Here is a 25,448-nt window from a genome sequence, read left to right on the forward strand (position 1 = left end):
ATGCCGATGACCGGCATGGAGCCGACCAAACTCGAGCGGCTGCATCGCAGTTACGGCCGCGACGCTGCGCTGGATGAGGCCTTCATCGTGCTGACCGTGGGCGCAAGCCTGATCGCAACCCTCGGACTCCTGGCCAACAGTGCCGCTGTGGTGATTGGCGCGATGGTGGTCGCCCCCTGGATCCTTCCGCTGAGAGCAGGCTCGTTTGCCGTTCTTCTGGGCAGCGTGTCCCTGCTGGTGCGTTCCCTCATCACCCTGGCGGCCGGAGTTCTGCTGACCACCGCCCTCTCAGCAGCTCTGGGCTGGTTGGTGGGGTTACCTCAGTTCGGATCAGAGGTGGCAGCTCGCACCAGCCCCAACCTGCTCGATCTTGGGATTGCACTGGTGGCGGGGGGGTTGGCCACCTACGCCAAATTGCGCAGCGATGCTGTCAGCTCTCTGGCCGGCACAGCCATCGCTGTTGCCCTGGTTCCGCCCGTGTGTGTCATGGGCCTGCTGCTCTCCCAAGGGGCTCTGGCCGCCGCAAGTGGGGCGGGGCTGTTGTTCTGCACCAATCTGCTGGGCATCCTCACCGGTGGACTGGTGTTGATGGCCTGCAAAGACCCCTACTTCCGGGAACAGCTGACCCGAAGCCATCTCAGTGCAGCCAGCTTTGTCTTGACGGGACTCTTAGTGGTGCCCCTCGGCAGCGGCTTCATCAGTCTGCTGCGGGCCAAACATCAGGAGAGCACGCGAGAGATGGTGGGACAAACCATCCAACGTTTCCTGGAAAATGAAACCATCACCTTCGGTGATGTGGATGGGGTGCCAGAAAGCGAGGCCGTTGACCTGGAATCCGTCCGCATCGACTGGACCCAGACACCACCGGAAATCAGAGCACTGGTCAGAGTGAGTGACCCGCGCTTCCCCACCTACACGCAGGTGCGTGAAGTGCAGAAGCAAATCAACAAGCGCCACAGGGGCACGTTCCAACTGGTCGTCGAGCGCACTGCGGTGGAAGTTGTCGGGCCAATGCCGCCGTTGCCGCAGGACACCCACCGCCAAAACGAGTCTGCTGAGAACGGCCAAAACCAAAACAAGCCCCCATTGCAAGACGTGGACAGCGAACAAGCCAACAAGGAGCCGATCCAACAAACAGGCATCACTCCGGCTGGGAGAGAAGCAGCGGCCGAAATCGGCGAAGACTCACTTCAGACGTCGCAACGCCGGCCGGGGGAGGGTGGATCGGCTGCGAAGCGGGAGACTGTCCTCGAGGAGTGAGGCGGGCGAGACAGCAGTTGCGCGACGCCACAACACCATTGGAACAACCGTGAACAACATGAGAACGCCATAGATCGCCGATGGCAGGCTGTACGTCGAGAGCTGAGCCGTCACCGCATCACCAGCCAACAGCGTGCCGACGACGATGCCGATACTCCCGTTCTGAAAACCACTTTCAATCGCCAGAGTGGTCACCTGTGTACGAGGCAGGGCGAGGAGCTGACCGACCCCGAGACCAATGGCCAACATCAACAGATTGAGAACCAGCAGCAGCGGAGCAAGAACAAGCAGGTTGGCCGTTAACAGTGACCACTGACTGAGAACCGCAGCCAGGATCACCAGAGTGATCAGGACATTGGATCCTTTGTCACACCAGGGACGCAACCGTCGACAAAGACCTGGAGCCCGCACGTTCAGGGACACGCCGATCAACACCGGGAGGGTGGCGATGGCAATCATCTTGAGGCTGAGCCCGAGGGTGGAGATGGAAACATCCAAGCCCGGCATCAGCACCTGAGCCGACCCAATCAGAAGCAGCGGCAGCGTCACGGCAGTGATCACACTGGCCAGCGCTGTGTAAGAGATCGAAAGCGCCACATCGCCTCGCGCCAGACGTGTGAAGAGATTGGATGTCACGCCGCCAGGACATCCGCTGAGGATCATCACGCCGACTGCGAGTTCTCCTTTCAGGCCAAACAGAAGCACCAGGCTGAATGCCACGCACGGCAGCAGCAGCACCTGGGCGATGGCGCCAGCGACCAAGGCACGGGGCTGCACAACAGCGAGTCTGAAATCCTCAGGCCGGAGCGTGATGCCCAGCGTGAACATGATGAACGCCAGTCCAAGAGAAAGCGCGACAGCGATCATCAAGACAGACGGAAGAGTCCAGAATTTACCGAATCCATGACCTCTGCCTGTCAGAGGCCTGGATCATTCAGCTGTTGGAGACTGGATTCCGAGCGGTGAAGGATGGTGCCTTGACGCGACGCTGAATCACAACCACTCGCGACAACAAACAGCCAATGCCAGTGAGGGCGACAGCGACCTTTATGGACATCAGATTGAAGCTTTCAACATCCGCATAGCTGACGATGAAGAGCGAGAAAAGAAATCCCCAGAGAAGAGAAATCTCGGCATAGAGCTCATGATGGAGAGCTGGATGGCTTGCATCAGCTCTGATCACATCCCGAAGGATTGCACCTCCTGCTCCTGTCATGGCACTAAGGATCGGCCCCCAGACCAAGAGCGGATTGCAACGCTCCTCGACAGCAACGATCACACCCACCACTGTGAATGCGGCAAGGCCCACAGCATCAAGGAGTTGGATGATCCAGTAGCCCTTGGTTTCAAGCACAGGGAGCAATTGCAGACGGAAATGACGCTCAGGCAACCGAAGTGCCGCATAGCTGATCAGCACGACAAGACAGACCACAGCGAGGTGATGAGAGGAGTCCATCACCGCAGGGCGGTCTCGATTGACAATCAGATCCCTGAGGATTCCACCACCCACCGCAGGGAGACTGGCGAGCACAAAAGCGCCGAAGAGACTGAAGTTCTCCTTGCGTGCGAGAAGAACACCCGAGAACGCAAATGCTGCAGTCCCGATGATGTCGAGCAGCTTGAACCACGGTTGATCAGCGGCCAGCCCAAGAAGCATGGGGAAGAGGTGCCCACGCACGATCATGTTGTAAGTGCCATTAGCCCGAATCGTTTTGAGTGCATGGTTGAAGGCTTGAACCAGTTCGGGCGAGGTGCTGCGACGACTGAACAAAGCCACGATTGGGCCACTAAAGATGGGCTGTTCACCTATCACCAACTGATCACCAAAGTTGTTCTCCCAGATCAGCGTTGCCCCGACCAAGCGATCAACCGCCACCAAGTCGACTTTTCCCTCAACGAGGTTTTGAAGATTCGACTGTTCATCCGAGCTTGAAAGCCAACGCTTGTGGTTGACGGGGTCCTTCAGAAACGCATCAAGGAAGTCTCCATAGACGTAACCATCCACAACTCCGAGCCTCAGTCGGCTGCTCGGGAAGCGCTTGATAAAGGCACGCTTCTCCAGCAGTTGTCTGGCTTTAACGCTGCTCCGACGTGCCACCAGCACAATGTCTTCCATTCGATAGGGATCAGAGAAGTAGGCGTACTCACCACGCTCTTGGGTCATGAAGGCCCCTCCAGCGATATCGCGTGAGCCTTCCCTCAACAGCTGCTGATGCTCGTCCCAGTTGAGCTGGGGCAGATCAAGGGTGAACTGAAGCTTCTGTTCGAAAATTTCTCGGAACAGTTCGACGTCGAGCCCGGTCAGCTTCTGCCCATCGTCCTTGGCGTCGATGTATTGATAGGGCATCCAGGGATACCAGCCGCCACGAAGCTCTGAAACCGAGGCGGCATGAACGCGCACTCCGTGACTGAGAGTCACCAGCAGCAGGAGCAGCAAGCAGCCAGCTCCCCATGCCGTTCGTTGGCGGCGCATGAATCCTGTTGGGTGTCACCCAATTCTTGACAGCCTGCATTGGAACATCTGGTATCTGCCAATAAAAAATCAGGAAAAAGCCCCCACCTTGCGGAGGGGGCTTTCCGATTCAACCGAAGCTGAATCTTTTGGAGACTTCAGCCTCAGGCTGTCTCGATCAACCGATGGCGGGAGCTTGCAGAGCCACAGGAGTGGACTCAGCAGCAGCCAGGTCGAGGGGGAAGTTGTGAGCGTTGCGCTCGTGCATCACTTCCATGCCGAGGTTGGCGCGGTTCAGCACATCAGCCCAGGTGTTCAGGACGCGGCCCTGACCATCAAGGATGGACTGGTTGAAGTTGAAACCGTTGAGGTTGAACGCCATGGTGCTGACGCCCAGGGCAGTGAACCAGATGCCAACGACAGGCCAGGCAGCCAGGAAGAAGTGAAGGCTGCGGCTGTTGTTGAAGGAGGCGTATTGGAAGATCAGGCGACCGAAGTAACCGTGGGCAGCCACGATGTTGTAGGTCTCTTCCTCTTGGCCGAACTTGTAGCCGTAGTTCTGGGACTCGCTCTCGGTGGTTTCACGCACCAGGGAGGAGGTCACCAGGGAGCCGTGCATGGCGGAGAACAGGCTGCCACCGAAAACACCAGCCACACCCAGCATGTGGAAGGGGTGCATCAGGATGTTGTGCTCGGCCTGGAACACCAGCATGAAGTTGAAGGTGCCAGAGATGCCCAGGGGCATGCCGTCAGAGAAGGAACCCTGACCGAAGGGGTAGACCAGGAACACTGCAGAAGCAGCGGCCACGGGTGCGCTGTAAGCAACGCAGATCCAAGGACGCATGCCGAGGCGGTAGGAGAGTTCCCACTCGCGACCCATGTAGCAGAAGATGCCGATCAGGAAGTGGAAGACAACCAGCTGGTAAGGACCGCCGTTGTACAGCCACTCATCGAGAGAAGCAGCTTCCCAGATGGGATAGAAGTGCAGGCCGATGGCGTTGGAGGAAGGAACAACAGCACCGGAGATGATGTTGTTGCCGTAGATCAGGGAGCCGGCGACGGGCTCACGGATGCCGTCGATGTCGACGGGGGGAGCTGCGATGAACGCAACGATGAAGCAGGTGGTGGCGGCCAGCAGGGTGGGGATCATCAGCACACCGAACCAGCCCACATAGAGGCGGTTGTTGGTGGAGGTGACCCACTCGCAGAACTGCTGCCAGCCAGTGGCGCCGGAGCGCTGCTGAATGGTGGTGGTCATGAGAACGGAAAAGAAGGTCTCCGAAGAGACGGGTTACGGAAGGGCAGGAAGCCCTGCCGGCCGCAGTGTAACGGAAGATTGAGCGTTGTAACGCAAATGAGATCTCGCTCACGCAAGGGGTGGCCGACCAGCAGCAGGCCTCTTACATCACGAGTTCTTGAGCAAACAGGCCAAGCCAGCCACCCGGAGCCGAGGGGAACTCAACAAAGACTTAAGATTCTCGAATTGAGACTCATTGAGCGCGTGGTTCTGATCCGTTGGTTCCAATCCGGGCAACGCCTGGAAGAAACCGTGCCTTTCACCCAGGCCCGCCATCGCCGTCTTGAGCTGGAGGCTCAGGGCGCTGTTGTGTATTGGAGTGAACGTCTGGTGCATTACGGCTGAGGCAGCAGACTGGCTGCAGGCAAGGCAGCCATGAAATCCGTGCGACCCATGTCCATCCGATCCGGCCAGCTGCGCGTTCTGGCCTTGATCAGCACCGTCGGCTGTCTCGCAGCCGGATGCACTGCGCAACCGCAGAATCCGAACGCCATCGAGCAAGGCGAGGCGATTAAGCGTCTCGATTACCGCCTCCAACAACTCGAAAGCCGCATCGATTCAGGAACAACAGAGAGACCTGATCAAGGCGACAAGACCCCTCCAGGTCCCGTGAAATCACTCACGCTGAGGCTGGGGACAGTCGATGACCGACTGCGCATCTACTGGGAAGACGGCACCACCACCAACCTCCCCTGCACCGAAGAGCAAAACACTTGGGTCTGTGGCTGAAGTAGCAGCGCTAACGCGCTTGCCGGTCACATCCAGTCAGACCTGCCGTTAAACCCAGACATGCCTGCAGGCCCCTCAATCGCCAGGATTAAAGGCATGCAGGATTAAAGGCATGTCTGTTCCTCCCTCCACACCTTTTGGTGTCACCCGTTCCGCAGTGATGGCACTGATCCTGATGGCGGGGTCAAACCTGATGGCGCCAACCAGTGCGCAATCCCAGGCGATGCCGGTCGCGCAAACCCGTGCTGCCAACCTGGCCCGCATGCGGGCGGAATCCCTCAATGGCGGGGTAGCGAACTACCGTGCCGCTCGCTGCATGTACAGCACGGGAGCCCCTGCCTGCCTGGTGAACAAGTCAAGCAACGGGTACGTATTTCGTTTCCAAGGGGGCCCTCCCGGATGGCAGCAGCGCCAACCTGCCCAACCCACGACCCTCACCACCGTGACGGTCACTCCCGACGGTGAAACCATCCAAACCGTTAGCAATACCGCTTTGCCCTGACGTTGACATCGTCATCACCGGTGGCCACCACTGAAGGGAATCCCTTCCTCACGATGCATCGGTTTCGTCCTTTGACTCTCCTGGCTGCCCTCAGTGGCGCAGCTGCACTTGGCGTGGCCCTCCCCAGCCTGGTGCAGGCCCAGGTGCCAGCCGCGCAGGTGCGAGCGCTCAACCTCGCCCGCAACACCGCAGTGACGCAGAACGGCGGACTGGGCGTGTATCGGCCCCAACCCTGCATGTTTGAAACCAGCGCCGGAGGTGGCTCCTGCCTGATCAGCAACAACGCTGACGGCTTCACCTTCCTCTTCCTGGGCGGCAAGCCAGGCTGGCCTGAAAACAACAGCCCTGCCACAACCGAGACGGAAATTCTGGTCGCCCCGGATGGGACCGCCGTTGAACAGGTGATCTACAACGGAGCCCCGCGCTAAGACGCCCTCAATAGAGCGGTCAAGGCTTCTGGCGCTGACCGCTCCAAGGGCCAACGCTCACGCTCGGTCAGGCTCAAGGCGATGCCCTTTTCGCCGTAGGCTGCCTCATTGATGAAGACGGGCACCCGGCCCGAGGGGCCGTCGTAGAGAATCTCGCTGCCGTCAGCCTTGAGGAACAAGGGATCGCCGTCCATCAGCAGACGCCAATCAGCCCCCTGAAGACTGGGATGCACGCAGGCGAGAGGGCGGCCCTGATCGTCACGGGGCAGATCCACACTGCCGAGATGGCGGTGCACCAGCAGAGACTGCGGCCCAGTCCACCGGCCCTGCGAGGCCTCGGCCACCACCTCAAGACAGGCCTGGAGACTCAGCCGCGTTGCTTCAACGATGCGAGACGTGAGCACCATCTGAGGCACGGGCCCGATCTCGATCACCACACCGCACGGCCAGCGCTCCACCAGAAAGCCCTGTTGGGCCAGGTCTGCCTCATGCAGATACACCGGCAAGCCCAGGCGCTGTTGCACGCCCGCAGCCAAGGCCAGATCAGCGGGTCGACGGCCGTAGACCACAAGGGAACTGCCCATCGCCGCCGTGGTGCTGTGCAGATCGAGAGCCAGCGAACAAGGTTTCGGCGCTTTCGGGCCGTATGCACGCACCAGGCTTTGGGCACGAGCCATTTCTCGGTCCACCGCTGATGTCCCTGCCGCTGCCTGCTCCAGGAGATCGGGGCGAAAGCTGCGATTGAGATCCCGATCGAGATAACGCCGACCCTGCTCCCGCGCCGCAGGATTGCCAATCACTGGGACCACCTCAAGACCGCAGGCATCAATGAGATCCGGTTGCTGCTGCCACTGGTCAAGCAACCAGGGAGCATTGATCTCGTTGCCATGGGTTCCGGCCACCACCAAGACCCGCGGACTCGCCATGCACCCCCTGCCACGGACACCAGACTGGCACTGATGCAGATCGGAGCCCATGGCTGTTCCACCACTGGTCGTCGCCACCGCACGGGAAGGCTGGCGCTGGCAGTGGCGCCAGTTGATGCAAGGGCTCGGGCCAGCCGACACCGAGGGGCGCTATGTGCGTCCCCCCAGTGATCGTCTGGAGGTAACCGTGCCTGATGCTGCTGCTCTGGATCGGCGCTCAGTGCTGCAGCGCCCACGCCTGGTGATCGGACGCAGCTGCCCCTGGGCCCATCGCACCTGGCTGATGCACAGGCTCAGGCAGCTGGAAGGCAGCCTCGAGCTGTTGATGGCCACGGCCGATCACCGCGCCGGACGCTGGACCCTGGAACCGACCTGGATGGATTGCAGCACCCTGGTGGAGCTCTACCGGCACTGCGGCACGCCCCCCAATCACCGCGCCACGGTGCCGGCACTGGTGGATCCCGGAGACCATGGCCACTGTGCTGCGGAACTCCTGGGCAATGACAGTGCGGCCCTCAGCGAAGCCCTCAATCGCTGGCCTGGCGGGGATGGAGCCCCAGACCTGGCCCCGCAAGGCACCCAAGAGGCCATCGAGCGTTGGCAAACCCTGCTGCAACCAGCAGTGAATGATGGGGTGTATCGCTGCGGCTTTGCTCGAACGCAGAAGGCCTATGACGAGGCCAGCGACGCACTGTTCGCCGCCCTGGACCAAGTGGAAGCGGCTCTGCAGCAAAAAGGGCCGTGGTTGTGCGGTGCACAGCTGACGATCGCCGATGTGCGCTTGTTTCCCACCCTGATCCGCTGGGAGCTTGTGTATGCCCCCCTGTTTGGCTGCAGCGCCAGGCCGTTGTGGATGTTCCCTGCCCTATGGCGCTGGCGCCAGCGCTTTTACGCCCTGCCCGGAGTCGCAGCCACCTGCGATGGCGAGGCCTGGCGGCGGGATTACTTCGGCGCGCTCTTCCCGCTCAATCCCGGCGGACTGGTTCCTGCGGGGCCGGACCTGAACACATTGATCAGCGCGGCACCCCAGTAGCGCGAACTGGGAGCAATCGAGTCACCTGATTTTCACCCGATCTGACCCGAGACCCCACCAGCAAGCGAACGCAAGCCTCACCAGGAGCGCAGAGACCTTGTGGATGTCAAAGAGGCCACGCCTCACCACAACATCTCAGGTACTCAGCAATGACGACAGCAACCACAGCGCGCTTCGTGATCAAGGTCACGAACAACAACGACGACGGCGAAGGATCCCTGCGGGAAGCCATTCGCCAAGGTAATCAAGCGGTACAAGAAGGCAAAGCGGTTGAAATTGCCTTTACTTCAAGCCTTCACATCAAAGTAAAAACTGGCTACCACCTGGAGAAAGGAGACTGGACATTCAACAAACAACTCACCAAAAATATCATCATTGATGGCGAATCTGCATCCGGGCCACTATTCCAAATCGGCAACCAGAACAACATCGACTCCTCTGTCAACGCAGGCCAGGTCGAGGACCTGAAGGTTGACGTCACCCGAATGCACCTCATCAACAGCCACGTCAAGGGCGGCGACGGCAAGAAGGGAGGCGGCGGCGGACTTGGAGCAGGATCAGCCCTGCTGCATTTCAACGGCCACGTGACTTGGCGCGAAAGCAGCTTTCAAGGCAACACGGTCGAAGGAGGAAAGGGAGCCGAAGGAGCAAGGGGTGGACAATCATTTTATATCCATAACAGCAACAAAATCCAACAGGCCACATCTGGCGAGAAAGGAGACCATGGCGGAGGATTCAATTCATCTTCTAAAACAAGTCAATCAAACAGCAACCGTCCCTGGATACGCAATGGGAAAGCAGGTAACAAAGGCTTCATGAACCCCTCTTACAAAAATGATCCGAGCAGGATTATTGGGGGCAAAGGTGGCCATGGCCACGATGGCAAACTCTTCGGGGAAGCTGGCGGCGGCGGCGGCGGCGGCGGCGGTGGACACAAAAATTCCGTTTACGCGTGGGGGAATGAAACAGAGCCTGGCTATGACGGTGACAGCAAGCGATGGGGGAGTGGAGGTCGAGGAGGAAATGGGGGCAATGGCAATTTTGGGGCCGGCGGTGGAGTGGGTGGTAGCGCCGGTGCCAATGCAGGAAACAATCGATTCTGGCTAAACAAATGGCCCTTCTGGTACGAATATCGAAACAGCCCAAGCTGGACGTACAAAAACAAGCAGGGCGCCAGTGGTCGAAGCGGCGAATGGGCATCAGCACCAACGAAAGCCAGTGACCCCACACGAACTGAGGGTGGAAAACCTGGGCGCGGAGGAGACGGAGCAGCCCTTGGAATCATCAGCAGCTTCGCGAAAGACAACGAAAAATCCTCATTCACCTTCGACAATGTCGACTTTCGAAAAAATACTGCCAAGGGAGGAGCACAAACTGGTCGATTCTCCAATATCTACTCCCGATACATCAACATCCAATACAACGACGTCACCAATTCGACAGGCGACTCACATCGAGGGGGAGTAATCGGCGATAACAATTTTAAGCGCAATACAAATAGTGCCACAACTGACAAATCAAAAATCTATGCTAATTCTGGACGATTCAGCAAATTAGAACCAACCGAGGGATTCGCCCCCCAAGAGATATGGTCGTCATCTTACGAAATAGATTCCTCTGTCGTCCAAACATTCGGAAAGGTTCATCAGCTCGGAAATAGCAACGGCCACACGATTGTTCTCCACGCAGATCATAGCGACAGCGGCATCCAACAAATCGAGATCAAAGGGGCACAGTCTCTACTCAAAGCAGTACGAGAACTCAATAATTTTGCAAATAGAACCAAAAGCGAAGAGGAAATACGGTCAACCCATAAAGGAGTCCTAGGAAGCTTGACAGCATCACCGAGCTTCAAGCAAGCAAAAAAACTAGCAACTGGAAAAATCACAAAAAAAGTCGACGAATACGCCACAAAATTTGATGTAGGATCATACGCAAAATTCGCCAAAGGTGCACTCGGAGTCGGAGCAATCGTCTACGACACAATATTCAACCAAATGGCAGAAGATGCCCGGATCGAAAAAGAACTGAAAGAGAAGCGTTTGATCGACAAACGCAGAGGCCAAATCAACCAACTCGTTCCAACTGACCTCAAAGTCCAGCCCTTCGATACCACTAGCAAGCGTACATACGACACATTCAAAGACTTCACAATCGGCCGAGATCAACTCAACTTCACCCCCCAAATCGCACCGACAGTCACTTACCGATGGGACCCAGCCAAAGGAGTCATCCTCAACCTTCACTCCACACGGAATGACCAAGTCGACGACAACAAAGCTCGAGTCATTGGGCAGATCCATCTCACTAGAGAACAAAGCAACAATGCTTTAAAGCACAACAATGATGCTACCTACTTTCAGAAATTTCTTCACCTTGGAGTAACAAACGGGAAGGCGCACTACGTCTTTTCAAAAGATTCTCAATGGCAGTATATTTCGCGCGAAGAGGATGATGAAGTAGGCGGCATCGGAAACGACAGGATCATCATCAAGCGCGATGACAATGTCTCGAAGACGACCGCTCTAAAAGCCAATGGATTCGAAGGCCATGACCGAATCATGGGCGACAACGGCAATAGCGTCTTAAAAGGCGAATCAGGAAACGACTTCTTTGAACCTGGCGAAGGCTCTGACACTGTAGATGGAGGATCAGGCACTGATACCGTCAGCTACAAGTCCCTAAAAGCGGCCGTCTCGATTAAGACCTCGACCAACAACGAAAAGATTAAAGTCTCTGATAGCAGCAAATCGTGGACAGACGAAGTTTCCAACGTCGAGATTATTCGCACCTGGGGAGGCAGCAATCACACGCTAACCAATGCCGAATCATTGTCCGGCAAAGACCTCGGATACACGCTGCAAACAGGGGCCACTGGGACCACAAACGGATCCCAATATGACGACACACTATTCATCAGCTACTCAAGCAACTTCAACACTGATCCAGCCAACAAAACACTCAACAAGACAACACTTGTCGACGGCAAGGGTGGCAACGATCATCTTTTTATTGATGGACTTGCCGCCCACCTCGAAGCCGGCCAGACATTCAAACTCACTTACAGCAACACAAGCCAAAGCAGCGGCTTTATCACCAAAACGACCGACAACAGCAACAAAAAAGTCCTTAAATTCTCCAATATCAACAAGGGAGTCATCCTCACTGATACCGAACGCAACAGCCAAGGCCTGTTGACAGTCAAGCCTCTGACGGAAGAGCAGAGCAATCAAGCTAATGCCGACTGGGGCGATATCGATACCGATGAGATCATTGGCGCTTCGATCGACAACCAAAATGATGGGGCCGCTCAAAACGACGCTTTAACTGGCGCTCCTTCTGCTGGCCTCTCCAACGACAACATCGGCGCCCCTTTACAACCCGGGACAAGCCCTCAGACCGCAGAAGTCGACTCCCTCAACTCAGTTGAACAAGCCAGCACCACGCTGCCGGCAGAGACTGTGGAAAGCACCCTTGCCTCCACGGTTTCCATGGCGCACACGGCATGGGAACCAGGCCAAGAGCGTCAGCAGCAACCCGTCTGGGCACAGAGGGAATTCTTCATCGACCCCCTCGCCTGATCTCTTCACCTCATGCACCCTGCGCCTGCCCCCTGGGGGCAGGCTTTTTTTCTTTTTCGGAGAATGCTGAGCACACTGGTGAACAGTTCAGCGGAGCTGCCATGACCACGGCCGATCCCCAGTTTGAGGGCGTCTATGGCACCTACACCATCACCGACAACGATCGACGCGAGGTGCAGCGCTACCGCGTGGCACTGCTGATCAGCGGCCTTTCCTTCAGCGCAGGTTTACTCCAGTGGTGGCAGTGGGGCGGACAGCTGGCCTGGCTGTGGGTGCTGCCCCTCGCCGCCTCTCTGGGACTGGCCCTCCATTGGATTCACATCTACCTGCGCCCGCTGCATCAGGCTCTGCAACTCTTCTGGCTGCTGGGATGCGTTGGCTGGGGTGCCCTGCTGGTGATGGCCGGCCCCTCCGCAGCCCTGGCCACCCTGCACAACCATCCGCTCTGGATCCTGGCGGTTGGACCGTTATTCGCGGCTCTAGCAGGGATCGGCTTCAAGGAGTTTTTCTGCTTTCGGCGCGCAGAGGCAATTGGGCTGACTCTGCTGCTGCCCCTGGCCCTGCTTGGCCGTCTAAGCGGCTTGATGCCCCCGGATCTCTGCCTGGCTCTGCTCGGCGCTGCAGCCCTCCTGCTCCTGGTGCTGGCCCTGCGCAAATTCGGCATCCCCGCCGCGGCCGATGTCGGCGACAAGAGTGTGTTTGCTTACCTGGAGCAGCAGCGCGCCGCTGGAGCCCAGTGAGTTTGATCAGCCTGGTGGATGCCGAAAAAGACTTCGGCATCCGCACCTTGTTTGCGGATCTCACCCTGCACATCGGCAGCAATGACAGGCTTGGCCTGATCGGACCGAATGGAGCAGGCAAATCGACCCTGCTGAAGGTGCTGGCTGGGCAGGAGCCCCTCGGTGGTGGCGAAAGACGCTGCTCGCCTCGCCTTCGGGTGGAGCTGGTGGGCCAGGAGAGCGTGGTGCAACCAGGGCTCACCGTGCTGGAGCAGGTGCTGGCCGGTTGCGGCGAAAAACGCGAGCTGTTGCTGCGCTTCAGTGCCCTTACAGAAGCAGTCGCCCAGTCCCCCGACGACACGACCCTGCTCACCGAACTGGGGCACCTCAGCCAGCGCATGGATGAGGCCGAGGCCTGGGGACTTGAGCAGCAATGCCAGGAGGTGCTCCAACGTCTGGGGATCAGCGATCTGCACAAACCGGTCGAAGACCTCTCCGGTGGGTATCGCAAGCGGGTGGGCCTGGCCTCTGCCCTGGTGGCCTGCCCGGATGTGTTGCTGCTCGACGAGCCCACCAACCATCTGGATGCTGCCGCTGTGGAGTGGCTCCAGAGCTGGCTGGATCGCTACCCCGGGGCTGTGGTGCTGGTGACCCACGACCGTTATGTGCTCGATCGCGTCACCCGCCGGATCGTGGAAGTGGCGGATGGCGAAGCGCGCAGTTACGACGGCAACTACAGCACCTATCTGCAAGGCAAGGCCCAACAGGATGTCGCCGATGCCGCCGCTGCGGCCAAATTCAAGAGCGTGCTGCGGCGCGAACTGGCCTGGTTGCGCCAGGGTCCAAAGGCCCGCAGCACCAAGCAGAAAGCACGACTGCAACGCATCGAAGCCATGCGTTCCGCTCCGCCCAAAAAAGCAAAAGCGAAGCTGGAAATGGCCAGCGTCAGCCGCCGGATCGGCAAGGTGGCGATCGAAGCTGAACACCTGAAGGTCACCAGCGACGGCACAACCGAGGGCACCGTCCTGCTCGATGACTTCACCTACAGCTTCAGCCCGGAGGACCGGATCGGCATCATCGGCCCCAACGGCAGTGGCAAGTCAACGCTGCTGGATTTGATCGCCGGTCGCCGAACGCCGAGTGGAGGGGAGCTTCGCTTGGGTGACACCGTGCATCTGGGCTATCTCGATCAGCACACCGATGCCCTCACCAGCGGCCGCGGGCTGGAGCGCAAAGTGATCGAATTCGTGGAGGAAGCCGCTTCACGCATCGACCTGGGCGGAGAGCAACTCACCGCGTCTCAGCTGCTGGAGCGGTTCCTGTTCCCTCCAGCCCAACAGCACAGCCCGATCAGCAAGCTGTCGGGTGGGGAGCGCCGCCGCCTCACGCTCTGCCGGCTGCTGATCCAGGCACCCAACGTGCTGCTGCTGGATGAGCCCACCAACGATCTCGATGTGCAGACCTTGAGCGTTCTCGAGGACCTGCTGGAAGACTTTCGCGGCTGTGTGGTGGTGGTCTCCCACGACCGCTACTTCCTGGATCGCACCGTCGATCGCCTGTTCAACTTTGAAAACGGCTGTCTCAACCGTTTTGAAGGCAACTACAGCGAATTCCTCGCTCACCGACGGGAGCTGGAGAAAGCGGAAGAGCTCAAGCGCAGTGCCGAGAAGGCCGGCAAAACCCGTTCTTCATCCACAGCGGAGTCGACTCCTCAAACCAATGCCGTGGCCTCGAAGCCGCGTCGTCGCAGCTTCAAGGAATCCAAAGAGCTCAAGGAGCTCGATCGTCAGCTGCCCGAACTGGAAACGCGCAAAGCAGAACTGGAAGCTGCCCTCAGTGCCGGCAGCAGCAACTTGAGCGACCTGAGCCAGGAACTGGCCAGCCTGCTGGACACCCTGGCCGCAGCGGAGGAACGCTGGCTGGAACTCAGTGAGCTGGCGCCTTAAGCCCGGAACGGCGGCGGCGGCGGGGATGGGGAAGATCCTGGCCCAAGGTCGTGGGGGAGGGCCATTCACAACTCGGGGCGGTCTGAGCTGTGCCCAACCAGGGCTGGGGCTGCACGCGCCGGCCAGCGGCTTCGGCGTTTTTCATCGCCGTGGGGCGATAGTCCGTCGCGGAGCGATGCAGCTGCATCTGATCACCCATGCGGCGGAGATAGAGGTCATGGGACCAGATCACCTGGTTGTGCTCAAAGGCTTCACAGGCCGCGAGGATTGAGCCGAAGCGCTGACTCACCAATCCGGAAGGCGCACATTGCTTCCATTCCAAGACCTGTTGAAACGAAAGGCCCGTTCGCCACTGGCGCTGTTCGGACAGGTAACAAAACTCTTCTGGACCGTTAATCCAGAACATTCGGCCTTCGTCATCCATGAAATGGCGGTCCTGGCGCTGCCTGATCCGAACCATGGGATGACCTCCCATTCCCTATCTAGCTGGTAGCTCCGGTAAGGGCCTCCTGACAATGGCGGTGTTACGGAAAGGCAGTGGCACCCCACCCCAAGGGGCGGACCAAAAATGAGCCGTAGGGTGTTGGGTGTTGAAGAACAACGGCGTCAGCCGCAGCTCTCATGAAATCCATCGACGAGCACATTCAGAAGGATCAATCCGAAATCGAAGCCGCTCGCGCTCAAGGCAACGACGCCAAAGTCCGCCACCTGGAAGGGGAGCTCAAGGATCTGAAGGACTACAAAGATCACCACCCCGGTGACTCCCACGATCCGACGCCTCTGGAGCTCTACTGCGAAGCCAATCCCGACGCCGACGAATGCCGCGTCTACGACGATTGATCCAAGGCGATCATTGATCCCCAAAGCCTGCAGCCTGCGCTGCAGGCTTTTTGATTGGGCCCTTGGCGTTGCACTGACAGGTGTGGTCAGGATCGGTCAATGCCCAATTCCGCCCAGACACGCTGCAGCAACTGATCGAGGCCCTGGCCCATGGCCGCAGAGGTCAACAGCACCGGGCGACCGCTGGCCTCCTCCAGACGCTTGACCTGCTCCTCCCGTTCCGCTTCATCGATCAGCTCTAGCTTGTTGAGCACCAGCAAGCGCGGCCGCTCCACCAGGCCATGGCCATAGGCCTGCAGCTCCTGCTCCACGACGCGGAGATCGGCAACGGGATCCTCTGCACCCCCATCCACCATGTGAATGAGGAGGCGTGTGCGTTCGATGTGGCGCAGGAAGTCGTGCCCTAAACCAGCCCCCTGAGCGGCACCGGCAATCAATCCAGGGATATCGGCAAACACGGTGCCATCCCCTGTGGGACGCCGCACCACACCCAGGTTGGGCACCAAGGTGGTGAAGGGGTAGTCGGCGATCTTGGGGCGTGCTGCGGACAGCACACTGATCAGCGTGCTTTTGCCAGCGTTGGGCAGGCCGATGATGCCCACTTCAGCCAGCAGCTTCAGTTCAAGCTGCAACGGCCACTCTTCTCCGTCGCGCCCCTCGGTGCACTTCTCTGGAGCCCGGTTGCGGTTGCTGAGGTAGTGGGCATTGCCAAGGCCGCCGCGGCCGCCAAAGGCCACCACCAACCGCTCGCCGTTGTCGGTGAGATCTCCGAGCAGGATTCCTGTGGAGAGATGCCGCACCTCGGTGCCACAGGGCACCTTGATCACCATGTCTGGACCGCAGGCCCCGGTGCAGCGATTCGGGCCTCCACGTCGTCCATCGACGGCGGGGAACAAGCGCTTGTATTTGAAATCGAGCAGGGTCTGGAGATTGGCGTCAGCCTCCAGCACCACATTTCCGCCATGGCCGCCGTCTCCGCCGGAGGGACCACCCGCCGGGACGTATTTCTCACGCCGGAAGGCCACAATCCCGTCGCCGCCCCGACCTGCACGGACGGTGACACGAGCTTGGTCAATGAATTGCACGTCAAGCCTCGGGCAGGGCCAACCATCAACCCTAAGATCGCGGCAACCTGAGTCTCAGCAGTGGCAGGCGTTCGCTTTGAGGGGCTGAGCAAGACCTACCCCAGTCGTGGTGGCAGCCCACCGGTCGACGTGATCCGTCAGTTGGATCTGACGATCGACGACGGAGAGTTCCTGGTGCTGGTGGGGCCATCGGGATGCGGGAAAAGCACCCTGCTGCGCCTGCTGGCTGGCCTGGACACACCCACTGCGGGTGAGATTCATATCGGCAGCAAAGCCATCACCTCGTTGCGACCTGCGCAACGGGATGTGGCCATGGTGTTTCAGAGCTACGCCCTCTATCCCCACCTGAGCGTGCGGGACAACCTCAGCTTTGGGCTACGCCGCAGCGGCCGCCGCAGCCATTTGGAGCAACTGCAGGATCAACTGCATCGCCGCACCCGTGGGCTCCCCGCGCCCCTACGCATCCCTTCCCAGCGGGAAACCCGAATTGAATCCCGGGTCGCCGCCGTGGCCGCAGCCCTCGAGCTGGACCATCTGCTCGACCGCCGCCCCAAGGAACTCTCGGGAGGTCAGAAACAACGGGTCGCCCTGGGCCGGGCCATGGCCCGGCAACCAGCGGTGTTCCTAATGGATGAACCCCTGAGCAACCTGGATGCCAAGTTGCGCGCCAGCACCCGGGCTCGCATCGTGGCCCTCCAACGCGAGCTGGGGACCACCACCCTTTACGTCACCCATGACCAGGTGGAAGCGATGACGATGGGTCATCGCATTGCCGTTCTCAATCAGGGGCGCCTGCAGCAACTGGGCACACCGATGGAGCTCTACCGCTGGCCCTCCAACCTGTTTGTGGCCCAGTTCATCGGCAGCCCGCCCATGAATGTGTTGCCGGTGACCGTGGGCGCGGGCGCCACCTTGAAGCTCGGGGAGCACAAACTCAGCACCGAGGGACCCATCGCCACGGCCCTGCCGGCGCTCGAAGGGCGAGTGCTCACAGCAGGGATCCGTCCGGAACATCTGCAAATCGCCCCAGCCACCAACCGCAACCTGCCGGCCGAGGTTTGCCACAGCGAAGTTTTGGGCAACGAACAATTGGTGACCTGCCGACTGCTCGACGGCGATCACCTCGTGCAGGTGCGCGCCGATCCCAACCTCCAGCTCTCTGCCGGCAGTGCTCTGCACCTGGCCGCTGATCCCCATGCGTGGCGGCTGTTCGACGGCGATGGAGAGGCAATTGCCCTGCCCGAACCACCCCCCAGCAGCGGACCGGAGCCAACGCTGCCGGCGTTTTAAACGGTGCAGCGCCGAGGCGCTAGCGGGGGTAAATCACGCTGCATCCGGGGCCTCCATCGCCCTGGTCTGCATCGCTGACCCGCTCGACGTAAGGCACGGTCTCCAGCCACTGACGCAGACCACGCTTGAGCTTGCCGGTGCCGATTCCGTGAATCACCCACAGCGGCCCGGTGGCAGTCCGTAGACGTTCTTCCACCGCCGACTCCGCTTCGTGCACGCGCATCCCGCGCACATCCACGGTGTTGCTCGAGGTCCGGACATCAGCCCCCCGACCACCGACACCACGGGCCTTGACCTGCACCGTGGCCTGTGGAGGTGTGGGTTTACGGCCATCGAGGCTTTCCACAGCCGAGAGTTCAACGGTGCTGCGCATCACACCGCAGCGCACCGTGAGCTGCAAACCGTCGTCGGAGATCGACAACACTTCCGCCGCCTTGCCCAGGGCCAGAAGACGGATGCGATCCCCCACCTGAGGACGCCAATCCGGATGCCGCCGCCGTTCCGGAGCCGGACGGTGATCCGCCTCAAGACGCCGCAAGCGTTGCCCAGCCTTCCGAGCCGTTTCTCCGTCAGCCTTTTGATCGCGCAGACGGCGGATCAGGCGACGCACCTCTTTCTGACCATCCCGAATCGAGGTCTCAAGGCGTTGCCGTCCCTGCTCCTGCTGAAGGGACGACTGCTGACGCTGCCGTTCCCAACGCCCGAGCAACTCCTCATGCAGCAGTTCCGTGCGGGCCAACAAAGCTGCTGCGTCCTCTGCCGCCGCTTGCTGCCGCTGACGCTGCTCTTCTAAGCCGCGGATCACGGCATTCACATCCCCATCGGCCTGCGGACTGAGCAGCCCGCGCGCCTGCTCAATCACCTGGGGATCGAGACCGAGGCGGGTGGCGATTGCCAAAGCGTTACTGCGCCCCGGGATCCCCCACAACAACTGATAGGTGGGCGAGAGCGTTTCGCTGTCGAAGGCGACCGAAGCATTCTCAAACCGACTGTCGCTGTATTTGAGCGCTTTGAGCTCGCCGAAGTGGGTCGTGGCAATCGTGAGCCGGGCCCGATCCGCCAGCGAACGCAAGAGTGCCGTGGCGAGCGCTGTTCCCTCGCTGGGATCCGTACCGGCACCCACCTCATCGAGCAACACCAGAGCTGGGGTCGCCCCCTGGTCGAGCGCAGCCAGGATGCGGCCAATCCGCTTCACATGGCCGCTGAAGGTGGAGAGGCTCTGCTGCAGCGACTGTTCATCGCCGATATCGGCAAGAACAAGGGCACACCAGGGAAGCGACGGCGTGCCCTGGCAAGGAAGCCAGAGACCTGCGCGGGCCATCAGGGCCGCCAGACCAATGCTCTTGAGCGTGACGGTCTTGCCACCCGTGTTCGGACCGGTGATCGCCACCACCCGCAGATCGCCGGCCACGGTGATGCTGATCGGCACCACGTCGGCGCCGTACTCGCGCTTCTGCTGCCAAACCAGCAGGGGGTGCCGCAGCTGCTCCAAAGCAAATGGCGCGTCTGGATCAGCCTCCAAACGGGGCGGAACGCCACCAAGCCACTGGCCATAACGGGCCCTCGCCAAGGTGAGATCCAACAGCAGCAGCACCTCACCAAGCTTGGTCAGAGGGTCGTGCTGTTCACCCACTGCGGTACTGAGCTCGGCCAGAACCCGCTGCTCCTCCTCTCGGATCCGGCCTTCCTGAGCGGCCAGACGATTCCCCAGCTCAATCACCGCCTGGGGCTCGACGAACACGGTGTTCCCTGAGGCGGAGCTGTCGTGGACCATGCCTTTGCAATGGCCGACTGCGCCAGCCTTCACCGCCAGCACCGGCCGGCCATGGCGTTCGGCAATCACAGTGTCCTGCAGCTGGGCCGACCAGCGCCTCATGACATCCTGCAAACGATCGCGCCGTTGCTGGCGCAGGCTTTGCCATTGCAAACGCAGGCCCGCCAAGGCCGCGCTGGCGCGGTCAGCCACCCTGCCGCCCTCCTCAAGGGAGAACTTGAGACGCTGCTCCAACTCCGGGAAAGTGGCCACGGCGTTGAACAGCTCAGTGCACAGCGGTCGCAGATCCGGGTCAACGATCTGACGGCGCAGCCGGCGTGCAGCAGCCAAGGTGTCGGCCACCTCCAACAGCTCCTCTCCATCGGCAACGCCCCCCTTGCTGCAGCGTTTCAACACCGCATCCAGGTCGTGAACCCCCTGGAAACTGAGCCCACCCTCGGTAACCCCATCGAGGCCCGCCAGCTCAATCGAGCGGGCTAACCACTGGCGGCTGGCTTCGAGGTCATCAGGGAGCGCCGTGGCCTTCGCCGCCCGCCGTCCCGGCTGGGTGCTGGCAAAGCTGGCGAGATGAGCACAAAGCCGAGGCCACTCCAGAAGCTCCAGCGTTTCAAGGAGCACAGGAGCAGGCGAGAGGGCTGCAAAGCGGCTGAGGGTCGGCATCAAGCGTTGGATGCCACAGGCTCCTGCTGATTGGAGGGAATACCTCCAGGAGGCTCATAAAGCATTTCCAGCCAGTTGCCTTCTGGATCGCGCAGATAAAACGACGCCGTGCCATCGCGGTGGTCATGCACCGCACCGACATGCACCCCCTGATCCTTCAATTGCTGATGCACCACATCCACGTGGGCACGATCGCGGAAGTGGAAGGCGAAGTGGGGGCCAGCCGCCTTGTAGTTCGGCCCCAAAAGGGCAAGGCCGTCCCGGCCTTCTCCGGCTTCCAGATAACACCAGTCATCGGCTTCCCACACCATGCGCATCCCCAGACCGGTGTAGAAGGCCACGGCCCGAGCCATGTCCTGCACGCGGATGGCGACATGACCAAGACGCTGAACGGAAACCATGGGGCGCAGACCGGGGAGAACGGCGTCAGACAGCTGTGCCATGAACCTACTGGCGAGGCTTCATCACTGGGGGCATGATCACGCCCCCAGTCGCTCGTCGAGGGCCGATCAGCCCTGCTTCAACCACTCCGCCGCATCACAGGCGTGGTACGTGAGGATCAGATCTGCGCCGGAACGCTTGAAGCTGAGCAGGGTCTCCAGCACCACAGCCCGCTCATCAATCCAGCCCCGCTCTGCGGCTGCCTTGACCATCGAATACTCACCGCTGACGTTGTAAGCAGCAATCGGCAGTTCCGACTCCTCACGCAGGCGGAGAATGATGTCGAGATAGGCCAGGCCTGGCTTGACCATCATGATGTCGGCCCCCTCCTGCTCATCGAGCTGGGCCTCGGTGATCGCTTCCCGGGCATTAGCCGGGTCCATCTGATAGGTGTCCTTATTGGTGGGGATGGGCTTGCTCCCGGCCGGACGGGGTGCGGAATCAAGGGCCTCCCGAAAGGGGCCGTAATAGGCCGAGGAATATTTGGCGGTGTAGCTGATGATGCCCACGTGCTCGTAGCCGGCATCGTCCAGGGCTTCACGAATCGCCCCCACACGGCCGTCCATCATGTCGCTGGGGCCAATCAGATCAGCGCCGGCTTCGGCCTGCATCACGGCCTGGCGGCACAGCAGCTCAATGGTTTCGTCGTTGAGCACCACACCCTCCGAGCTGACGATGCCGTCATGGCCATCACAGGAGTAGGGATCCAGAGCGACATCGGTCATGATCGCCATCTCGGGCAGCTCCGTCTTGAGCTGGCGGATGGCACGGGGAATCAAACCGTTCTCGTTGAAGCACTCCACACCGTCTTCGGTTTTGAGCCCTTCCGACACCTTCGGGAACAGCACCACGCAGCGGATGCCCAGATCCCAGGCCCGCTTCACCTCAGCCGTCAGTTTGTCGAGACTCCAGCGATACGCGCCTGGCATCGCACCGATGGGCTCCACGTCAGCGCCCTCGTGTACGAACAGGGGGTAGATGAAGTCGGAAGGCTGAAGGATGTTTTCACGCACCATGGCCCGCAGTGCAGGTGTCCGGCGCAGGCGGCGAGGGCGGTAGGTGAGCTCCATCAAGGGGCACTGGCGTGAGCCAGCGATCGTAAGCGGTGCGTCAGAGACGGGCCGACTGAAGCCAGCTGCGACGGGGATCGCTGGATCGGTTGTGTTGCAACTGGGTCAACAGGTCTTTCTCACGCTCACTCCACGACTCAGGCCACTGAAGGCTGAGGGTGAGAAGAAGGTCACCACGGCCATTGCGCCCCGGCCAGCCCTTGCCCTTCAAACGCAGGCTGCGCCCTGGCGGAGTACCGGCGGGGATGGAGACATCGGCTTCTCCATCGGGAGTCATCACGGTGACGGTGCCCCCCAGGGCTAACTCGTCCACCGACACCGGTAAATCGGCACGCAGTTGATCACCATCCAGGCGCCAAACCTCATGGGGCTGAACCTCAAGGTTGAGATACAAATCGCCACGACGTCCGGTGCCTGGCTGAAGGTTGCCCTTGCCCTTGAGGCGCAAACGGGACCCGTTCTTCACCCCAGCAGGAATTCGCACTTGCACCCGTTCGTCGTTCACCGACAGGGTGCGTTCCCCGCCGCGGAAGGCCTCCGGGAACGACACTTTGACGGTCGCTTCAGCATCAAGGTTGGCCGGTTGACGCGGGGCGGCACCAGCACGACCCGGGCCTCCGAAACCACCACCGGGAAAGGGACCGCCAGCAAAGCCACCGCCTGGGAACCCAGAGGCACCGGCAAAACCACCCGGAAAGCCACCGCCAAATCCGGCGGAACCACCACCCGGTCCCCCGAAACGTCCGAGCAGGTCGTTGATGAAATCGTCGAAATTGCCGTAGCGCCCGAAATCAACATCGACTCCAGCCCCCGGCCCAGCGCCGCCGGCCTGATTCCAGTACTGACCGAACTGCTCGTAGCGGCGCCGCTTTTCGGGGTCGGAGAGCACCTCGTAGGCCTCACTCACCTCCTTGAACTTGGCCTCAGCTGCGGCGTTCCCCGGATTCACGTCGGGGTGATATTTCCGCGCCAGTTTGCGAAATGCGCGCTTGATGGTGTCGGCATCGGCCCCGCGCTCCACTCCGAGCACCTTGAAGTAGTCGCGGTAACCCGTGCCGGCCATGGCGATTCACTGGCCCGCAGGCCTTGCATGATTTCAGTGTCCCAGGTTCTTCTTGGACTTGGAATCGCAACAATGGAGGGAAGCCCGAACGTCGGCGATAAGGTCGGTGCGACAGCGCAAAGGTCTTGGATGCGTCATTGGTCGATTGCCACCTTGGCCGCAGCTCTGGCCCTCGGAGGCCATGGCGCCATGGCGGGTAACAGCGGCACCGCGCCAGCCGCCGCACCCGCTTCCACCCCGGCCCAGGAGGCACTCGCGGATCAACTGAGCCAAGCCGGCGTCAAGTACTACGGCTCCTGGCGGTGCCCGGCTTGCCACTACCAGGGACGCCTGTTCGGCCAGAGCGCGATGGAACGCCTGCCCTACGTCGAGTGCGCCAAACCCAACGCCTTGCCCCAACAAGCCCAGGCCTGCAGAGCCGCTGAGATTGAGGCCTTTCCCACCTGGATTCACCCGTCCGGTGAACGGCGCATCGGCGTGCAATCGCTGAACGAATTGCAGCGCTGGATTCAGCAGCCCTGAGCCTCCACGAACCAAGTCGCGTTAGCAGGGGATGACGCTGGGCAGCCAAGTGGTTGCTCAACCGAAAGAATGGGTGGTCTGCTCAGCACTCGATGGGCACCAGGGAACGACCACAGCTGATCCACGGTTGGGACCTGCGCCATTGGCGTGGAGACCTGCTCGGTGGTCTCACAGCAGCGGTGGTCGCACTACCCCTGGCACTGGCCTTTGGTAACGCAGCCCTCGGTCCAGGGGGAGCGATCTACGGGCTTTACGGCGCCATCGTCACCGGCTTTCTCGCCGCACTGCTGGGAGGAACGCCAGCGCAGGTGAGCGGACCGACCGGGCCGATGAGCGTGACGGTGGCGGGTGTGGTGAGCAGCCTGATGGCGGTGGGCGTCGCCAGCCGCCTGAGTGGCGGCGAGCTGCTACCCCTGGTGATGGCCGCCGTGGTGCTGGGGGGACTGTTTCAGATCCTGTTTGGCCTGCTGAAGCTGGGCCGCTACATCACCCTGGTGCCCTACTCCGTGGTTTCGGGGTTCATGTCGGGCATCGGCATCATCATCCTGCTGATCCAAGCCGGGCCCCTCTTGGGAATCCCCGCGTCGGGGGGCGTGATCAACTCCCTGGCCATGGTGTTTCAGCAGTTCCGCCCCAACCCAGGCGCACTGGCTGTTGGGCTGATGACTCTTGCGGTGGTGTTCCTCACCCCCAAGCGCATCAGCCAAGTGCTGCCAGCACCGCTGTTGGCGCTACTGCTGATCACCCCGTTATCGGTGCTGCTGTTCAACGACCAACGGCTGGAAGCGCTGGGCTGGGAGGCGCTGCCGCGCATCGGCAGCATTCCTGAGGGTGGGTTGCAATTGATCCAGCCCAATTGGGGACAGCATCTGCCGCTGTTGCTGCGTGCCGGGGTCGTTCTGGCCCTCCTGGGGTCCATTGACTCTCTGCTCACCTCCCTGGTCGCAGACAACATCAGTCAGAGCCGCCACGACTCCAACCGAGAGCTGATGGGCCAGGGCGCGGCCAACGCGGTCGCCGGTCTGATGGGAGGACTGCCGGGCGCTGGGGCCACGATGCGCACGGTGATCAACATCAAATCGGGCGGGCGCACACCCCTCGCTGGCATGACCCATTCGCTGGTTCTGCTGCTGCTGTTGCTCGGAGCCGCCCCTCTGGCGGAAAGCATCCCCACCGCCCTGCTGGCAGGGATCTTGATCAAGGTGGGGCTCGACATCATCGACTGGGGCTTTCTGCACCGCGCCCACCGCCTTTCGCTCAAAACCGCCCTAGTGATGTGGGGTGTGTTGCTGCTCACGGTGTTTTGGGACCTGATTGGTGCGGTGCTGATTGGCATGTTCGTGGCCAACTTGCTCACGATCGAATCACTCACCACCCACCAGCTGGCCGGCATGGGACGGCCGGAACGCGACGCCTTCACTGCGCACGAACAACAGCTGCTCGATCAATGCGGCGACGACGTGATGCTGTTCAGCCTGCAGGGCCCCCTCAGCTTCGGTGCCGCGACGGGCATCAGCGAACGGATGACGCTGGTGCGCCAATACCGGGTGCTGATTCTCGATATCAGCCAGGTGCCCCACCTTGGGGTGACCGCCACGCTGGCGATCGAGCGAATCATGCAAGACGCCCGCAGCAAGCAGCGCCAGGTGCTGGTGGCAGGAGCACAGGGGAAGGTGCGCAGCCGCCTCGAGCAATTCGGCATTGGTGGCTTATGTGGCAGTCGCCAGGACGCGATTACCAAGGCCTACAACTGGCTCCACCAGACGGATTAAGGGCTGAGCCCCTCCCCCAGACAATTCTCAGTCGTCCCTCCAATCCCCCCCAGGAGAG

The 25,448-nt window shown here is 60.7% G+C and carries 23 protein-coding genes; 13 read left to right on the plus strand and 10 right to left on the minus strand.

Annotation, left to right across the window (positions count from 1 at the left end):
* The first annotated feature begins 6 nt into the window (after positions 1 to 6).
* Complete coding sequence (locus RS9916_RS08300; RefSeq protein ID WP_198003440.1) at positions 7 to 1,260, plus strand: DUF389 domain-containing protein; 1,254 nt, start codon at positions 7 to 9, stop codon at positions 1,258 to 1,260.
* On the opposite strand, the gene RS9916_RS08305 is transcribed toward RS9916_RS08300, so the two are convergent.
* The 3 genes from RS9916_RS08305 to psbA all read right to left on the minus strand — a co-directional run bounded on the left by RS9916_RS08305 (position 1,186) and on the right by psbA (position 4,970).
* Complete coding sequence (locus tag RS9916_RS08305; RefSeq protein ID WP_007098906.1) at positions 1,186 to 2,127, minus strand: bile acid:sodium symporter family protein; 942 nt, start codon at positions 2,125 to 2,127, stop codon at positions 1,186 to 1,188. The two genes, RS9916_RS08300 and RS9916_RS08305, sit on opposite strands and share 75 nt — an antisense overlap.
* 67 nt (positions 2,128 to 2,194) lie before the next feature.
* Positions 2,195 to 3,733, minus strand: coding sequence for a TRIC cation channel family protein (locus tag RS9916_RS08310; RefSeq protein WP_007098907.1), 1,539 nt, complete (start codon positions 3,731 to 3,733; stop codon positions 2,195 to 2,197).
* A gap of 157 nt (positions 3,734 to 3,890) precedes the next feature.
* Entirely contained in the window at positions 3,891 to 4,970 is a 1,080-nt protein-coding gene (psbA, locus tag RS9916_RS08315) for a photosystem II q(b) protein (protein WP_007098908.1), read from the minus strand.
* A gap of 243 nt (positions 4,971 to 5,213) precedes the next feature.
* Here psbA and RS9916_RS14920 point away from each other — a divergent pair, with 243 nt between their 5' ends.
* The 4 genes from RS9916_RS14920 to RS9916_RS08330 all read left to right on the plus strand — a co-directional run bounded on the left by RS9916_RS14920 (position 5,214) and on the right by RS9916_RS08330 (position 6,668).
* The gene (locus RS9916_RS14920; RefSeq protein ID WP_198003415.1) at positions 5,214 to 5,354 is read left to right on the plus strand and encodes a hypothetical protein; all 141 of its coding nucleotides are present in this window, start codon (positions 5,214 to 5,216) and stop codon (positions 5,352 to 5,354) included.
* Positions 5,355 to 5,402: 48 nt separating this feature from the next.
* A complete protein-coding gene (locus tag RS9916_RS08320) occupies positions 5,403 to 5,738 on the plus strand; it encodes a hypothetical protein (protein WP_071961605.1) in 336 nt (111 codons plus the stop codon).
* 112 nt (positions 5,739 to 5,850) lie between these two features.
* Entirely contained in the window at positions 5,851 to 6,240 is a 390-nt protein-coding gene (locus RS9916_RS08325; RefSeq protein ID WP_232199557.1) for a hypothetical protein, read from the plus strand.
* Positions 6,241 to 6,260: 20 nt separating this feature from the next.
* A complete protein-coding gene (locus tag RS9916_RS08330; RefSeq protein WP_007098912.1) occupies positions 6,261 to 6,668 on the plus strand; it encodes a hypothetical protein in 408 nt (135 codons plus the stop codon).
* On the opposite strand, the gene RS9916_RS08335 is transcribed toward RS9916_RS08330, so the two are convergent.
* Positions 6,665 to 7,594 carry an aspartoacylase gene (locus RS9916_RS08335; protein ID WP_038023511.1) on the minus strand — a complete coding sequence of 310 codons (930 nt, stop codon included), beginning with the start codon at positions 7,592 to 7,594 and terminating at the stop codon, positions 6,665 to 6,667. The genes RS9916_RS08330 and RS9916_RS08335 overlap by 4 nt on opposite strands.
* Before the next feature lie 49 nt (positions 7,595 to 7,643).
* On the opposite strand from RS9916_RS08335, the gene RS9916_RS08340 reads away from it, so the two are divergent.
* The 4 genes from RS9916_RS08340 to RS9916_RS08355 all read left to right on the plus strand — a co-directional run bounded on the left by RS9916_RS08340 (position 7,644) and on the right by RS9916_RS08355 (position 14,873).
* The gene (locus tag RS9916_RS08340; protein ID WP_007098914.1) at positions 7,644 to 8,627 is read left to right on the plus strand and encodes a glutathione S-transferase C-terminal domain-containing protein; all 984 of its coding nucleotides are present in this window, start codon (positions 7,644 to 7,646) and stop codon (positions 8,625 to 8,627) included.
* A gap of 149 nt (positions 8,628 to 8,776) precedes the next feature.
* Positions 8,777 to 12,208 (plus strand): calcium-binding protein, encoded by a 3,432-nt coding sequence (locus RS9916_RS08345; protein ID WP_007098915.1) that lies wholly within the window; start codon positions 8,777 to 8,779, stop codon positions 12,206 to 12,208.
* A gap of 101 nt (positions 12,209 to 12,309) precedes the next feature.
* The gene (locus RS9916_RS08350; RefSeq protein ID WP_007098917.1) at positions 12,310 to 12,948 is read left to right on the plus strand and encodes a DUF2301 domain-containing membrane protein; all 639 of its coding nucleotides are present in this window, start codon (positions 12,310 to 12,312) and stop codon (positions 12,946 to 12,948) included.
* A complete protein-coding gene (locus RS9916_RS08355) occupies positions 12,945 to 14,873 on the plus strand; it encodes an ABC-F family ATP-binding cassette domain-containing protein (RefSeq protein ID WP_007098918.1) in 1,929 nt (642 codons plus the stop codon). Before RS9916_RS08350 ends, RS9916_RS08355 begins: the two co-directional genes overlap by 4 nt.
* Here the strand turns inward: RS9916_RS08355 and RS9916_RS08360 are convergent.
* Positions 14,854 to 15,333, minus strand: a complete 480-nt coding sequence (locus RS9916_RS08360; protein WP_038024386.1) for a hypothetical protein — start codon at positions 15,331 to 15,333, stop codon at positions 14,854 to 14,856. The two genes, RS9916_RS08355 and RS9916_RS08360, sit on opposite strands and share 20 nt — an antisense overlap.
* 161 nt (positions 15,334 to 15,494) lie before the next feature.
* Here RS9916_RS08360 and RS9916_RS08365 point away from each other — a divergent pair, with 161 nt between their 5' ends.
* The gene (locus RS9916_RS08365; RefSeq protein ID WP_007098920.1) at positions 15,495 to 15,713 is read left to right on the plus strand and encodes a CP12 domain-containing protein; all 219 of its coding nucleotides are present in this window, start codon (positions 15,495 to 15,497) and stop codon (positions 15,711 to 15,713) included.
* 86 nt (positions 15,714 to 15,799) lie between these two features.
* Here the strand turns inward: RS9916_RS08365 and cgtA are convergent, their stop codons facing one another.
* Positions 15,800 to 16,798, minus strand: coding sequence for an Obg family GTPase CgtA (gene cgtA / locus RS9916_RS08370; protein ID WP_007098921.1), 999 nt, complete (start codon positions 16,796 to 16,798; stop codon positions 15,800 to 15,802).
* Positions 16,799 to 16,858: 60 nt separating this feature from the next.
* On the opposite strand from cgtA, the gene RS9916_RS08375 reads away from it, so the two are divergent.
* Positions 16,859 to 18,088: an ABC transporter ATP-binding protein gene (locus RS9916_RS08375; protein WP_007098922.1), complete on the plus strand. Its 1,230-nt coding sequence runs from the start codon at positions 16,859 to 16,861 to the stop codon at positions 18,086 to 18,088.
* A gap of 19 nt (positions 18,089 to 18,107) precedes the next feature.
* Here the strand turns inward: RS9916_RS08375 and RS9916_RS08380 are convergent, their stop codons facing one another.
* The 4 genes from RS9916_RS08380 to RS9916_RS08395 form a co-directional block, all read right to left on the minus strand.
* Positions 18,108 to 20,522 carry an endonuclease MutS2 gene (locus RS9916_RS08380; RefSeq protein WP_007098923.1) on the minus strand — a complete coding sequence of 805 codons (2,415 nt, stop codon included), beginning with the start codon at positions 20,520 to 20,522 and terminating at the stop codon, positions 18,108 to 18,110.
* Positions 20,522 to 20,923, minus strand: coding sequence for a VOC family protein (locus RS9916_RS08385; protein ID WP_038024390.1), 402 nt, complete (start codon positions 20,921 to 20,923; stop codon positions 20,522 to 20,524). The genes RS9916_RS08380 and RS9916_RS08385 overlap by 1 nt, the downstream gene beginning before the upstream one ends.
* A gap of 108 nt (positions 20,924 to 21,031) precedes the next feature.
* Positions 21,032 to 22,033, minus strand: coding sequence for a porphobilinogen synthase (hemB, locus tag RS9916_RS08390; protein WP_007098925.1), 1,002 nt, complete (start codon positions 22,031 to 22,033; stop codon positions 21,032 to 21,034).
* 40 nt (positions 22,034 to 22,073) lie between these two features.
* A complete protein-coding gene (locus tag RS9916_RS08395; protein ID WP_007098926.1) occupies positions 22,074 to 23,096 on the minus strand; it encodes a DnaJ C-terminal domain-containing protein in 1,023 nt (340 codons plus the stop codon).
* Between the two features lie 129 nt (positions 23,097 to 23,225).
* Between RS9916_RS08395 and RS9916_RS08400 the strand changes: the two genes are divergently transcribed.
* Together RS9916_RS08400 and RS9916_RS08405 are read left to right on the plus strand one after the other, a co-directional pair.
* Positions 23,226 to 23,618, plus strand: coding sequence for a hypothetical protein (locus RS9916_RS08400; protein ID WP_198003416.1), 393 nt, complete (start codon positions 23,226 to 23,228; stop codon positions 23,616 to 23,618).
* Between the two features lie 92 nt (positions 23,619 to 23,710).
* Positions 23,711 to 25,390, plus strand: a complete 1,680-nt coding sequence (locus RS9916_RS08405; RefSeq protein WP_007098928.1) for a SulP family inorganic anion transporter — start codon at positions 23,711 to 23,713, stop codon at positions 25,388 to 25,390.
* Positions 25,391 to 25,448: the final 58 nt, after the last annotated feature.

Origin of the sequence: Synechococcus sp. RS9916, assembly GCF_000153825.1 — a bacterium.
Lineage (GTDB): Bacteria > Cyanobacteriota > Cyanobacteriia > PCC-6307 > Cyanobiaceae > Synechococcus_C.